This is a genomic window from Pseudomonas sp. MRSN 12121, assembly GCF_000931465.1.
Lineage (GTDB): Bacteria > Pseudomonadota > Gammaproteobacteria > Pseudomonadales > Pseudomonadaceae > Aquipseudomonas.
Genome location: NZ_CP010892.1, coordinates 6150757 through 6164700 on the forward strand (window position 1 = coordinate 6150757; position 13944 = coordinate 6164700).

Annotated in this window: 15 protein-coding genes; 2 read left to right on the forward strand and 13 right to left on the reverse strand. The window is 59.6% G+C overall.

What is annotated here, in order from left to right; translation table 11 throughout:
* Window positions 1-63 precede the first annotated feature (63 nt).
* A complete protein-coding gene (locus TO66_RS27995) occupies window positions 64-1071 on the reverse strand; it encodes a GlxA family transcriptional regulator (RefSeq protein ID WP_044465318.1) in 1008 nt (335 codons plus the stop codon).
* 103 nt (window positions 1072-1174) lie between these two features.
* On the opposite strand from TO66_RS27995, the gene TO66_RS28000 reads away from it, so the two are divergent.
* Window positions 1175-1726: a cysteine hydrolase family protein gene (locus TO66_RS28000; protein ID WP_044465319.1), complete on the forward strand. Its 552-nt coding sequence runs from the start codon at window positions 1175-1177 to the stop codon at window positions 1724-1726.
* Between the two features lie 88 nt (window positions 1727-1814).
* Here the strand turns inward: TO66_RS28000 and TO66_RS28005 are convergent, their stop codons facing one another.
* Window positions 1815-2318, reverse strand: coding sequence for a single-stranded DNA-binding protein (locus TO66_RS28005; protein WP_044465320.1), 504 nt, complete (start codon window positions 2316-2318; stop codon window positions 1815-1817).
* 9 nt (window positions 2319-2327) lie between these two features.
* Window positions 2328-3722: an MFS transporter gene (locus TO66_RS28010; protein ID WP_044465321.1), complete on the reverse strand. Its 1395-nt coding sequence runs from the start codon at window positions 3720-3722 to the stop codon at window positions 2328-2330.
* 180 nt (window positions 3723-3902) lie between these two features.
* Here TO66_RS28010 and uvrA point away from each other — a divergent pair, with 180 nt between their 5' ends.
* Entirely contained in the window at window positions 3903-6737 is a 2835-nt protein-coding gene (gene uvrA, locus TO66_RS28015) for an excinuclease ABC subunit UvrA (protein WP_044465322.1), read from the forward strand.
* Between the two features lie 62 nt (window positions 6738-6799).
* Here uvrA and bfr read toward each other — a convergent pair whose 3' ends face one another.
* The 10 genes from bfr to rplO all read right to left on the reverse strand — a co-directional run bounded on the left by bfr (window position 6800) and on the right by rplO (window position 13943).
* A complete protein-coding gene (gene bfr / locus TO66_RS28020; RefSeq protein WP_044465323.1) occupies window positions 6800-7264 on the reverse strand; it encodes a bacterioferritin in 465 nt (154 codons plus the stop codon).
* Between the two features lie 155 nt (window positions 7265-7419).
* Window positions 7420-8868 (reverse strand): catalase, encoded by a 1449-nt coding sequence (locus TO66_RS28025; protein ID WP_044465324.1) that lies wholly within the window; start codon window positions 8866-8868, stop codon window positions 7420-7422.
* 171 nt (window positions 8869-9039) lie between these two features.
* Window positions 9040-9426, reverse strand: a complete 387-nt coding sequence (gene rplQ / locus TO66_RS28030) for a 50S ribosomal protein L17 (protein WP_007924175.1) — start codon at window positions 9424-9426, stop codon at window positions 9040-9042.
* A 42-nt stretch (window positions 9427-9468) separates the two neighbouring features.
* A complete protein-coding gene (locus tag TO66_RS28035; protein WP_007924176.1) occupies window positions 9469-10470 on the reverse strand; it encodes a DNA-directed RNA polymerase subunit alpha in 1002 nt (333 codons plus the stop codon).
* Window positions 10471-10492: 22 nt separating this feature from the next.
* Window positions 10493-11113: a 30S ribosomal protein S4 gene (gene rpsD / locus TO66_RS28040; RefSeq protein ID WP_003176404.1), complete on the reverse strand. Its 621-nt coding sequence runs from the start codon at window positions 11111-11113 to the stop codon at window positions 10493-10495.
* Window positions 11114-11131: 18 nt separating this feature from the next.
* On the reverse strand, window positions 11132-11521 hold the full coding sequence (gene rpsK, locus TO66_RS28045) for a 30S ribosomal protein S11 (RefSeq protein ID WP_007924177.1): 390 nt from the start codon (window positions 11519-11521) through the stop codon (window positions 11132-11134).
* Window positions 11522-11551: 30 nt separating this feature from the next.
* A complete protein-coding gene (rpsM, locus tag TO66_RS28050) occupies window positions 11552-11908 on the reverse strand; it encodes a 30S ribosomal protein S13 (protein WP_003186020.1) in 357 nt (118 codons plus the stop codon).
* 130 nt (window positions 11909-12038) lie between these two features.
* Entirely contained in the window at window positions 12039-12155 is a 117-nt protein-coding gene (gene rpmJ / locus TO66_RS33520; RefSeq protein WP_002555468.1) for a 50S ribosomal protein L36, read from the reverse strand.
* A gap of 24 nt (window positions 12156-12179) precedes the next feature.
* Window positions 12180-13508, reverse strand: coding sequence for a preprotein translocase subunit SecY (gene secY, locus TO66_RS28055; protein ID WP_007924182.1), 1329 nt, complete (start codon window positions 13506-13508; stop codon window positions 12180-12182).
* On the reverse strand, window positions 13509-13943 hold the full coding sequence (gene rplO, locus TO66_RS28060; RefSeq protein WP_007924183.1) for a 50S ribosomal protein L15: 435 nt from the start codon (window positions 13941-13943) through the stop codon (window positions 13509-13511).
* Window position 13944 lies beyond the last annotated feature (1 nt).

Consider the following 13944-nt stretch of genomic DNA (forward strand, 5'->3'; position numbering starts at 1 on the left):
CATCGGGCCTGTTTTATTTTGCACGATCGGACGACAGCGCCCGGCAATTTGCACGACCCGGCGTCAGTTCCGCTCCGCCCGCGCAACCGGGGCCGGCGGGCTCACGCCAAAGCGCGTGCGATATTCACTGGGCGCAAGGCCGGTGATTTTCTTGAAGATGGCGCGGAACGCGCCGGGGTCCTGGTAGCCGACCGTCCAGGCGATATGGTCGATGGTGCCATTGGTGAACTCGAGCATTTCCCGCGCCTTGCCCACCCGCAGGTGCTGGCAGTACTCGGTGGGCTTGAGGCCGGTGGCCGCGCGAAAGCGCCGCAGGAAGGTACGCTCCTCGAGCCCGGCCTGCTGCGCCATGCCGGCGAGGGACACCTCCACCGCGCCATTGGCCTGCAGCCAGTGCTGGACCTTGAGAATGGCCGCGTCGCCGTGCCCGAGGATAGGCGCGAAATTGCTGCCGCACTGGCTGGCGCTGTCGCTGTGCTCGATCACCAGGAAGCGCGCCGTGCCGCTGGCGATGCTCGGCCCCAGCAAGCGGTCGACCAGGCGCAAGCCGAGTTCGGACCAGGCCATCAGGCCGGCGGTGGTGATCAGGTCGCCATCGTCGACGATCGGCTTGTCGGCGTTCAGCCTGACGTGCGGGTAGCGCTCGGCGAACTGTTTCGCCGAGGTCCAGTGAGTGGTGGCGCTGCGGCCGTCGAGCAAGCCGCTTTCGGCCATCAGGATAGAGCCGACACATACCCCGCCCAGGGTCGCGCCATTGGCATGTTGCTGCCGCAACCAGTGGATCAACGCCTGCGATGCCTGGGCCTGGGAGAACCCGGCCACCGAAGGTGGGATCAGCACCGCCAGCAACGAGCCGTCGGGCCCGGGGTGGCTGTCGTAGCAGCGCAGCGGAGGCTGATCGGCCCGGGCCTGCCAGTGGCTGATGCGCAACAGCGGCAATTGCGCGCTCTGTTGCTCGGCGGCGATGCGATTGGCGACCCCGAACAAGTCGGTCAAGCCATGCACCGCGGCCATCTGCGCACCGGGATAGATCAGCACGCCCAGCTCGGCGACGGCGCTTTCCATACCCATTGTCAGTTTTCCCCTTTCTATTGTCGGTGCGGCCAATCCTCGAGCGGCCTGCCGGAGCCAATACTGGACTCCACAGCCAACCACTACTTCAGAGGAAACACCCATGGCCAAGCAAGCGCTCATCGTAGTCGATATCCAGAACGACTACTTCCCCAACGGCAAGTGGCCCCTGGTCGGCGCCGAGGCGGCGGCGGACAACGCCGCGCGGCTGATCCAGGCCTTCCGTGACAGCGGCCAGCAGGTGGTACACATCCGCCACGAATTCACCTCCGACAGCGCGCCGTTCTTCACCCCCGGCTCCAGCGGCGCGCAACTGCACGCCAAGGTCGTCAACCGCGCCGACGAGCCGGTGGTGCTCAAGCACTTCGTCAACTCGTTCCGCGAAACCGAGCTCAAGGCCATTCTCGATGAGCATGGCATCGAGCAACTGGTGGTGGTCGGCAGCATGAGCCACATGTGCATCGACGGCGTGACCCGCGCCGCCGCCGACCTGGGCTACGACGTGACGGTCATCCACGACGCCTGTGCCACCCGGGACCTGGAGTTCAACGGCATCGTGGTCCCCGCGGCCCAGGTGCATGCCGCGTACATGTCGGCCCTGGGGTTCGCCTATGCCAGCGTGGTGTCCACCGAGGAATTCCTGGGCAGCCGGTGACAGCGGACACGTATCTAGCGATGAAACAAAAGGCCCGTAGCGTTCGCACGCTACGGGCCTTTTTCATGCCGCTGTAGAGAAGGCTCTCTTAGAACGGAATATCGTCATCGAAGCTGTCGTCGAAGTTCTGCGCCGGCTGCGGCGAGGACTGCTGAGGCGCTGGACGCTGTGGCGCCTGGGAAGGCTGCGGACGCGACTGCTGCGGACGCGGTGCGGCGTTGCCCATGCCCTGGCCCTGGTCGCCCTGTGGACGGCCGCCCAGCAGCTGCATGGTGCCCTGCATGTCGACGATGATCTCGGTGGTGTAGCGCTTGATGCCGTCTTTTTCCCACTCGCGGGTCTGCAGCTTGCCCTCGATGTAGACCTGCGAACCCTTGCGCAGGTATTCGCCGGCGATTTCCGCAACCTTGCCGAACATCGACACACGGTGCCATTCGGTACGCTCGACCTTCTGGCCGGTCTGCTTGTCGGTCCACTGTTCGCTGGTGGCCAGACTCAGGTTGGTCACGGCGTTACCGTTAGGCAGGTAGCGAACTTCGGGATCCTGGCCGCAAGTGCCGACCAATATGACTTTGTTAACCCCACGGGCCATAACGTTCTCCTAGGCTTCGCACGCCGATCGGGCTGGGTTGACCAGCTGCTCGAGGGTCGCGCGATCCAATAATTCGGTGTCCAATTTGATGTAAACGGCGGCCTCTTCGACCACCATCACGGCATCTGTTACCCCAACAACGGCCTTCAGGCGCTCGACCAGGCCGGCTTCGCGGATCGCCTCGGGCGATAACGGCAAGCGCAGGCTCGTCACGTAAGGTGGTTCGCGCATGGTAACAGCAAAGGCCAGCCAGAGTGCAGCCAACCCCGCGCAACCCAGGAACACAACCGACAAACCGCCATGCTGGAACAACCAGCCGCCGAGAATGCCGCCCAGTGCCGAACCGAGGAACTGGCTGGTGGAGTAGACCCCCATCGCCGTGCCCTTGCCACCGGCCGGTGAAACCTTGCTGATCAGCGACGGCAGCGAGGCTTCCAGCAGATTGAACGCGGTGAAGAACACCACGGTGCCGATCACCAGTGCCTGCAGGCTGTCGCCGAACTCCCAGAAGAATAGCTCGGTGAGCAGCAGCGTACTGACCGCGCCCAGCAGAACTCGTTTCATTTTGCGTTTCTTCTCGCCGTAGATGATGAACGGGATCATGGCGAAGAAAGAGATCAACAGCGCTGTGAGGTAGACCCACCAATGCTGTTCCTTGGGCAAGCCGGCTTTTTCCACCAGCGCCAGCGGCAGTGCGACGAAGCTCGACATCAGCATGGCGTGCAACACGAAGATACCAAGATCCAGGCGCAGCAGGTCCGGATGCTTGAGCGTCGGCAACAAGGCCTGGCGCGCGACGCCGGACTCGCGGTGCTGCAAGGGCCCGGTCGAGCGCGGCACCATGAAGGCGACGATGACGATCCCCAGCAACGCCATGCCACCGGTGGCGAGGAACAGCCCAGACAGGCCGAAACCGCGGGTCAGCAGCGGGCCGACCACCATCGCCACAGCGAAAGACAAGCCGATGGTCATGCCGATCATGGCCATGGCCTTGGTACGGTGCTGCTCGCGGGTCAGGTCCGACAGCAGCGCCATGACCGCCGCGGAAATCGCTCCGGCCCCTTGCAGGATGCGCCCGGCGATCACCCCCCAGATCGAATCGGCATTGGCTGCCAGCACGCTGCCCAGGGCGAAGACGATCAACCCCAGGTAAATCACCGGACGACGACCGATACGGTCGGAAATGATCCCGAAGGGAATCTGGAAAATCGCCTGGGTCAGGCCGTAAGCGCCGATCGCCAGCCCGATCAGGGCCGGGGTCGCTCCCGCCAGGTCCATTCCATAGGTCGCCAGGACCGGCAACACCATGAACATGCCTAGCATACGGAAGGCGAACACCAGGGCCAGACCGCTTGCCGCGCGGGTCTCGGCACCACTCATGCGTTCGCTGTGGGGATCGTGCATGGATAAACCTCGTGTGAACCGGCGGCGATTCTACCAGTCCGATCGATTGACAGGGTATATGGCGACGCTTTGCCGCGCAGGTTTCATCTACGGCTGTCCGGTCGCGATTTGATAGTGTGCATCCATCCAGTATTTGCCCTTATACTCCTACGTTTTCGACGCCCGCCGAGCGAGGCCACTTTGGACAAGATCCTGATTCGTGGGGCCCGGACCCACAACCTGAAGAACATCGACCTGACCCTGCCACGGGACAAACTGATCGTCATCACCGGCCTGTCCGGGTCGGGCAAATCATCGCTGGCCTTCGACACGCTGTACGCCGAAGGCCAGCGACGCTATGTCGAGTCCCTGTCGGCGTACGCCCGCCAGTTCCTCTCAATGATGGAAAAGCCCGACGTCGACACCATCGAAGGCTTGTCGCCGGCGATCTCCATCGAGCAGAAATCCACCTCGCACAACCCGCGCTCCACCGTGGGTACCATCACCGAGATCTACGACTACCTGCGCCTGCTCTACGCGCGGGTCGGTACGCCGCGCTGCCCGGATCACGACATTCCGCTGGAAGCCCAGACCGTCAGCCAGATGGTCGACCTGGTGCTGGCCCAGCCGGAAGGCAGCAAGTTGATGCTGCTGGCGCCGGTGATTCGCGAACGCAAGGGCGAACACCTGTCGGTCTTCGAGGAACTGCGCGCCCAGGGCTTCGTCCGGGCCCGGGTCAACGGCAAGCTGTATGAGCTGGACGAGCTGCCGAAGCTGGATAAACAGAAGAAGCATTCGATCGATGTGGTGGTCGACCGCTTCAAGGTGCGTGCCGACCTGCAGCAGCGCCTGGCGGAATCCTTCGAGACCGCCCTGAAGCTGGCCGACGGGATTGCCCTGGTGGCGCCGATGGACGATGAGCCCGGCGAGGAAATGATCTTCTCCGCGCGCTTCGCCTGCCCGATCTGCGGCCATGCCATCAGCGAGCTGGAACCCAAGCTGTTCTCCTTCAACAACCCGGCCGGCGCCTGCCCGACCTGCGACGGCCTCGGGGTCAAGCAGTTCTTCGACATCAAGCGCCTGGTCAACGGCGAGCTGACCCTGGCCGAAGGGGCGATTCGCGGCTGGGACCGACGCAATGTCTATTACTTCCAGATGCTCGGCTCGTTGGCCTCGCACTATGGCTTCAGCCTGGAAGTACCGTTCAACCAGCTACCGGCCGACCAGCAGAAAGTCATCCTCAACGGCAGCGGTACGCAGAACGTCGACTTCAAGTACCTCAACGACCGTGGCGACATCGTCAAGCGCTCCCACCCGTTCGAAGGCATAGTGCCGAACCTGGAACGCCGCTACCGGGAAACCGAGTCGGCCACCGTGCGCGAAGAACTGGCGAAGTTTCTCAGCACCCAGCCATGCCCGGATTGCCGTGGCACCCGCCTGCGCCGCGAGGCACGCCATGTGTGGGTCGGCGAAAAGACCCTGCCGGCGGTCACCAGCCTGCCGATAGGCGATGCCACCGATTACTTCGGCACCCTGTCGCTGACCGGGCGCCGCGGCGAGATCGCCGACAAGATCCTCAAGGAAATCCGCGAGCGCCTGCAGTTCCTGGTCAATGTCGGCCTGGACTACCTGACCCTGGACCGCAGCGCCGACACCCTGTCCGGCGGTGAAGCCCAGCGCATTCGCCTGGCCAGCCAGATCGGCGCCGGCCTGGTGGGGGTGATGTACATCCTCGACGAGCCGTCCATCGGCCTGCACCAACGCGACAACGACCGCCTGCTGGGCACCCTGAAACATCTGCGGGACATCGGCAACACGGTGATCGTGGTCGAACACGACGAAGATGCCATCCGCCTAGCCGACTATGTGGTGGACATCGGCCCGGGCGCTGGCGTGCATGGCGGACAGATCGTTGCAGAGGGGACGCCCGACGAGGTGATGTCCCACCCGGACTCGCTGACCGGCAAGTATCTCTCCGGGCGGGTGAAGATCGCCGTGCCGGCCAAGCGTACGCCGCGCAACAAGAAGCTCTCGTTGTCCCTCAAGGGCGCTCGCGGCAACAATCTGCGCAATGTCGACCTGGAGATTCCGATCGGCCTGCTGACCTGCGTGACCGGTGTTTCCGGCTCCGGGAAGTCGACGCTGATCAACAACACCCTGTTCCCCCTCAGCGCCACGGCGCTGAACGGCGCGACCACACTGGAGGCCGCGGCGCACGACAGCATCAACGGCCTGCAGCACCTGGACAAGGTCGTGGATATCGACCAGAGCCCGATCGGTCGCACGCCGCGCTCCAACCCGGCGACCTACACCGGGCTGTTCACCCCGATCCGCGAACTGTTTGCCGGGGTTCCCGAATCGCGTTCGCGTGGCTACGGCCCGGGCCGCTTCTCCTTCAACGTCAAGGGCGGACGCTGCGAAGCCTGCCAGGGCGACGGCCTGATCAAGGTGGAAATGCACTTCCTGCCGGACATCTACGTGCCGTGCGATGTGTGCAAGAGCAAGCGCTACAACCGCGAAACCCTCGAGATCAAATACAAGGGCAAGAGCATCCACGAGGTCCTGGAAATGACCATCGAGGAAGCACGCGAGTTCTTCGATGCCGTACCGGCACTGGCGCGCAAGCTACAGACGCTGATGGACGTGGGGCTCTCCTACATCAAGCTCGGGCAGTCGGCGACGACCTTGTCCGGTGGTGAGGCGCAACGGGTCAAGCTGTCCCGCGAGCTGTCCAAGCGCGATACCGGCAAGACTCTCTACATCCTCGACGAACCGACCACCGGCCTGCATTTCGCCGATATCCAGCAACTGCTGGACGTCCTGCATCGCCTGCGCGATCACGGCAACACCGTGGTGGTGATCGAGCACAACCTGGACGTGATCAAGACGGCCGACTGGCTGGTGGACCTGGGGCCGGAAGGTGGCTCCAAGGGTGGCCAGATCATTGCCGTGGGGACGCCGGAGCAATTGGCGGAAATGCCACAATCCCATACCGGCTACTACCTCAAGCCGCTGCTGACCCGCGACCGGGATTGAGCCCAATAAAAAGCCCCTGCCATCGCGAAATGGCAGGGGCTTTTTATCGCCGGTTCAGAACATCAGAACTGCGATTGCAGATAGTTTTCCAGACCAATCGACTTGATCAGGCCCAACTGCTTTTCCAGCCAGTAGGTATGGTCTTCTTCGGTATCCGCCAACTGCACACGCAATATGTCGCGGCTGACATAGTCCTTGTGCTTCTCGCAGAGTTCGATGCCTTTGCACAGAGCGGCACGCACCTTGTACTCCAGGCGCAGATCGGCGGCGAACATGTCCGGCACGGTGGTGCCGATATCCAGGTCGTCAGGGCGCATGCGTGGCGTCCCCTCGAGCATCAGGATCCGGCGCATCAGCGCATCGGCGTGTTGCGCCTCTTCTTCCATCTCGTGGTTGATACGCTCGTAGAGCTTGCTGAAGCCCCAGTCCTCATACATGCGCGAATGGATGAAATATTGGTCACGTGCCGCCAGTTCTCCCGTCAGCAACGTGTTGAGGTAATCGATTACGTCCGGGTGACCTTGCATCGCCCCACATCTCCCTGCTTGAAAGCCTGTATTTTGAACCATGCTGACTTGCAGGTCACTGGAAAAACGCTAGCAAAGTGAAGATTTTCAGAGAAAAGTAGCCGAAAAAACGCAAAAACCGCCCAAATGAGGGCGGTTCTGCTTATCGTTTAGACTTAGTTCAGCTGTACGCCCAACGCCTTCGTGATCCCTTCTCCATAAGCCGGGTCGGCCTTGAAGAAATGCTGCAGCTGACGCTGGACCACGTCCGCAGTGACACCCGCCATCGCGCCGGCGATGTTGTCGATCAGCAGGGCTTTCTGCTGGTCATTCATCAGACGGAACAACGCACCTGCATGGCTGTAGTAGTCAGTATCCTCGCGGTGATCGTAACGGTCTGCGGCACCACTGAGGGCCAGGGCCGGTTCAGCGTACTGGGGCGCCTGTTTCGGTGCATCGGCATAGCTGTTTGGCTCATAGTTCGGTGCCGCACCGCCGTTAGTGCCGAAAGCCATGGCTCCATCGCGCTGGTAGCTGTTGACCGGGCTACGCGGAGCATTGACCGGCAACTGCTGGTGATTGGTACCTACGCGATAGCGATGAGCATCGGCGTAAGCGAAGACGCGACCTTGCAGCATGCGGTCTGGCGACAGGCCAACGCCTGGGACCATGTTGCTTGGACCAAAGGCAGCCTGTTCGACTTCGGCGAAATAGTTCAGTGGGTTACGGTTCAACTCCAGCTCGCCGACTTCGATCAACGGAAACTCTTTTTGAGACCAGGTCTTGGTCACGTCGAAGGGGTTCTCGTAGTGAGCGGCTGCCTGAGCCTCGGTCATGATCTGGATGCAGACCTTCCATTTCGGGAAGTCGCCACGCTCAATCGCGTTGAACAGGTCCCGCTGCGCGTAATCGGGATCGGTGCCTGCCAGGCGGGCAGCCTCGGCCGGCGCCAGGTTCTTGATGCCTTGCTTGGTCTTGTAATGCCATTTCACCCAGTGACGCTCGCCCTTGGCGTTGATCAGGCTATAGGTGTGGCTGCCGAAGCCGTGCATGTGGCGATAGCCATCCGGAATTCCGCGGTCGGAGAACAGGATGGTGACCTGGTGCAGAGCCTCGGGAGAGTGCGACCAGAAGTCCCACATCGCTTGTGCGCTTTTCAGGTTGCTCTGCGCCAGGCGTTTCTGGGTGTGGATAAAGTCCGGAAACTTCAGCGGGTCACGAATAAAGAACACGGGCGTGTTGTTGCCGACGATGTCCCAGTTACCCTCTTCGGTATAGAACTTCAGGGCGAAACCGCGTGGATCGCGCTCGGTGTCGGCCGAACCGCGCTCGCCGCCCACGGTCGAGAAACGCAGGAATGTCGGGGTCTGTTTACCCACGGACTCAAACAGCTTGGCGCTGGTGTATTGGGTGATATCGCGAGTAACGGTAAAGGTGCCGTAGGCCCCCGATCCCTTGGCGTGCACACGACGCTCAGGAATGTTCTCACGGTTGAAATGGGCAAGCTTCTCGATCAGGTGAAAATCGTCGAGCAGCAGCGGGCCACGAGGACCAGCAGAACGGGAATTCTGGTTGTCGGCGACTGGAGCGCCACTGGCGGTGGTAAGCGTCTTGTTTTGGCTCATGCTCAATCTTCCTCTGTCAGTCTTGGAACTGCCGGCTAATCGGCTGAGGAGGAGTATTGACCATTAAGATGACAGCATCAAATTCATTAAATGATTGCTATCGATAGAATTTTTCTAATTATCTAAAAACAAAAAACCGGGCACTAGGCCCGGTTCTCTGTATTTGACGTCTTACTCAGCGGATACAGCTTCACCGCCGACAGCACGATCAACCAACTCGACGTACGCCATAGGCGCGTTGTCGCCAGCGCGGAAACCGCACTTGAGGATGCGCAGGTAGCCACCCTCACGGGTAGCGTAACGCTTGCCCAGGTCGTTGAAGAGCTTACCAACGATAGCTTTCGAACGAGTACGGTCGAAAGCCAGACGGCGGTTAGCCAGGCTGTCTGTCTTGGCCAAAGTGATCAGCGGCTCGGCAACGCGGCGCAGTTCTTTGGCTTTCGGCAGTGTAGTTTTGATCAGCTCGTGCTCGAACAGCGACACCGCCATGTTTTGGAACATGGCCTTGCGGTGCGAGCTGGTGCGGCTCAGGTGACGACCACTTTTACGATGACGCATGGTTCATTCCTTACCAAACACAACGTTCGGTGATTACGACGATCAGGCAGTCGCCTTGTCGTCCTTCTTAAGACTTGCAGGCGGCCAGTTGTCGAGGCGCATGCCGAGGGACAGACCGCGGGAGGCCAGAACATCCTTGATTTCGGTCAAGGATTTCTTGCCCAGGTTCGGAGTCTTCAACAGTTCTACTTCGGTACGCTGAATCAGGTCGCCGATGTAGTAAATGTTTTCCGCCTTAAGGCAGTTAGCCGAACGTACAGTCAGTTCCAGATCGTCAACCGGGCGAAGCAGGATCGGATCGATCTCGTCTTCCTGCTCGATTACCACAGGCTCACTGTCACCCTTGAGGTCGACGAACGCAGCCAACTGCTGTTGCAGGATGGTTGCAGCACGGCGGATAGCCTCTTCAGGATCCAGGGTACCGTTGGTTTCCAGATCAATAACCAGCTTGTCCAGGTTGGTACGCTGCTCGACACGGGCGTTTTCCACCACGTATGCGATACGGCGAACCGGGCTGAACGAAGAGTCGAGCTGCAAGCGACCGATGCTGCGGCTTTCGTCTTCATCGCTCTGACGCGAGTCTGCCGGTTCATAACCACGACCACGAGCTACTACGAGCTTCATGTTCAGGGCGCCGTTAGACGCCAGGTTAGCGATTACGTGATCGGGGTTAACGATCTCGACATCATGATCCAGCTGAATATCGGCAGCGGTAACCACCCCCGAACCCTTCTTCGACAAGGTCAGCGTAACTTCGTCACGGCCGTGCAGCTTGATAGCCAGACCTTTAAGGTTCAACAGGATTTCAATTACGTCTTCCTGTACACCTTCGATGGCGCTGTACTCGTGGAGCACACCGTCAATCTCGGCCTCGACTACTGCACAGCCGGGCATTGAGGACAACAGGATGCGGCGCAGCGCGTTGCCCAGGGTGTGGCCAAAACCACGCTCGAGAGGCTCGAGGGTGATCTTGGCGCGGGTTGGACTGACAACCTGCACATCAATATGGCGAGGTGTCAGGAACTCATTTACCGAAATCTGCATGGATGCACCTATTTTCTAGCCCTTACTTGGAGTAGAGCTCGACAATCAGGCTTTCGTTGATGTCGGCGGACAGATCACTGCGAGCTGGAACGTTCTTGAAAACGCCCGACTTCTTCTCAGTGTCTACTTCTACCCATTCTACGCGGCCACGTTGGGCACACAGATCGAGAGCTTGGACAATGCGAAGTTGGTTTTTTGCTTTCTCGCGAACAGCGACCACGTCACCAGCACGAACCTGGTAGGACGGTACGTTAACGGTCTGACCGTTTACGCTGATCGACTTGTGCGATACCAGCTGACGGGATTCGGCACGAGTCGAACCGAAGCCCATACGGTATACAACGTTGTCCAGACGGCATTCGAGCAGCTGCAGCAGGTTCTCACCGGTTGCGCCTTTCTTGCCAGCAGCTTCTTTGTAGTAGCCGCTGAATTGACGCTCGAGAACGCCGTAGATACGACGGACCTTCTGCTTTTCACGCAGTTGGGTGCCGTAGTCGGACTGGCGACCGCGGCGCTGGCCGTGGATACCAGGTGCTGCTTCGATGTTGCACTTGGATTCGATAGCGCGCACGCCGCTCTTCAGGAAGAGATCGGTGCCTTCGCGACGAGCCAGTTTGCATTTTGGACCAATGTAACGAGCCATTCTTTACAATCTCCTGGATTACACGCGGCGCTTCTTCGGCGGACGGCACCCGTTGTGCGGGATTGGCGTCACGTCGGTGATGCTGGCGATCTTGTAGCCACAGCCGTTCAAAGCGCGGACTGCGGATTCACGACCTGGACCTGGGCCCTTGACGTTGACGTCGAGGTTCTTCAGGCCATATTCCAGCGCAGCTTGACCAGCACGCTCAGCAGCTACTTGAGCAGCGAACGGGGTGGACTTGCGGGAACCGCGGAAACCCGAACCACCGGAGGTAGCCCAAGACAGAGCGTTACCTTGACGGTCGGTGATGGTCACGATGGTGTTGTTGAAAGACGCGTGGATGTGGGCGATGCCATCAACCACTGTCTTTTTAATCTTTTTACGAGGACGAGCAGCAGGTTTTGCCATGACTAAATTCCTGTCGATTCGCTGGTGCGATTACTTGCGGATCGGCTTACGCGGACCTTTGCGAGTACGCGCGTTGGTCTTGGTACGCTGACCGCGTACTGGCAGACCACGACGATGGCGCAGACCGCGGTAGCAGCCCAGATCCATCAAGCGTTTGATTTTCATGTTGATTTCGCGACGCAGATCACCTTCAGTGGTGAACTTCGCCACTTCGCCACGCAGCTGTTCAATTTGCTCGTCGCTCAGATCCTTGATCTTTGCGGCTGGGTTGACCCCAGTCACCGCACAGATTTTCTGTGCAGTAGTGCGACCAACACCATAGATGTAGGTCAGCGAGATAACAGTATGCTTGTTATCTGGAATGTTAACGCCTGCAATACGGGCCATTCAGTGGGACTCCAATTGACAGCTACCTACGCCCCGGAAGCCAAGAAATAGGGCGCGAGATAATATCGCTGTAATAACAAATAATCAACCCGGCAGCGCACTAGCTACCGGGCTTGAAGCACAATCACACTCAGCCTTGGCGCTGTTTGTGACGCGGTTCCGCGCTGCAAATTACTCGAACAACACCTTCGCGGCGAATAATCTTGCAGTTACGGCACAGCTTTTTCACCGATGCACGAACTTTCATCACCAACTCCTCGAACCTTATAGGTCAGCGCAGCATGCCGCTGCCGTAACCTTTCAGGTTGGCTTTCTTCATCAGGGATTCGTACTGGTGCGAAACGAGGTGCGATTGTACTTGCGACATAAAGTCCATAACAACCACGACCACGATCAGCAACGAGGTCCCGCCAAGGTAGAACGGAACGTTTGCTGCAACCACCAGGAACTGGGGCAACAGGCACACGGCCGTCATATATAGAGCACCGAACATGGTCAAGCGGGTCAGAACGCCATCAATGTAGCGCGCAGACTGCTCGCCCGGACGGATACCCGGAATAAAGGCACCGGACTTCTTCAGGTTTTCCGCTACGTCTTTCGGATTGAACATCAACGCCGTATAGAAGAAGCAGAAGAAAATAATCCCTGCACTAAACAGCAGAATATTCAACGGCTGACCAGGAGCGATCGACTGCGAGATGTCCTGCAACCAGCCCATACCTTCAGACTGGCCAAACCAGGCACCCAACGAAGCCGGGAACAGCAAAATGCTGCTCGCAAAAATGGCAGGAATAACACCGGCCATATTCACTTTCAGCGGCAAGTGGCTAGTCTGCGCAGCAAACACCTTGCGGCCCTGCTGACGCTTGGCGTAGTGAACAGCAATACGACGCTGACCACGCTCGATGAACACCACAAAACCGATAATCGCTACTGCCAGCAAACCGATGGCAACCAGGGCAAAAATGTTGATATCACCCTGACGCGCAGACTCGAAAGACTGCCCGATCGCTCTCGGAAGACCGGCGACGATACCTGCGAAAATCAACATCGAGATACCGTTGCCAACACCACGCTCAGTGATCTGCTCACCCAGCCACATCATGAACATCGCGCCAGCCACAAAAGTGGATACCGCAACGAAATGGAAGCCAAAGTCACCAGTGAACGCAACGCCCTGCCCCGCCAGACCAACGGACATGCCGATGGCCTGAACAAGAGCTAGGACGACAGTGCCGTAGCGGGTGTACTGGCTGATCTTGCGACGGCCAGCTTCACCTTCCTTCTTCAACTGCTCCAGCTGCGGGCTGACGGCAGTCATCAGCTGCATGATGATCGATGCCGAGATGTACGGCATGATCCCCAGTGCAAAGATGCTCATCCGCTCCAGCGCGCCGCCGGAAAACATGTTGAACAAGCTAAGAATGGTCCCCTCATTCTGTCGAAACAGGTCTGCGAGTCGGTCAGGGTTGATACCTGGAACCGGGATGTGTGCGCCTATTCGGTAGACGATGATCGCCAGGAACAGAAAACGCAGACGAGCCCAAAGTTCAGACATACCGCCTTTGCCGAGCGCAGAGAGAGCACCTTGCTTAGCCATTTATTCCTCGAACTTGCCGCCAGCTGCTTCGATAGCCGCACGCGCACCTTTGGTGGCTGCGATACCCTTGATGGTCACAGCGCGAGTAACTTCGCCGGACAGCATGATTTTCACACGCTGAACGTTCTGGTTAATCACGTTGGCATCTTTCAGGGACTGCACGGTAACGATGTCGCCTTCCACTTTAGCCAGCTCGGACAGACGCACTTCTGCGCGATCCATGGCTTTCAGGGATACGAAACCGAACTTCGGCAGGCGACGATGCAGCGGCTGTTGACCGCCTTCAAAGCCAGGAGCGATGGTGCCACCGGAGCGAGAGGTCTGACCTTTGTGACCACGGCCACCGGTCTTGCCCAAACCACTACCGATACCACGGCCCGGACGATGCTTTTCGCGACGGGAACCCGGCGCTGGACTCAGATCATTGAGTTTCATC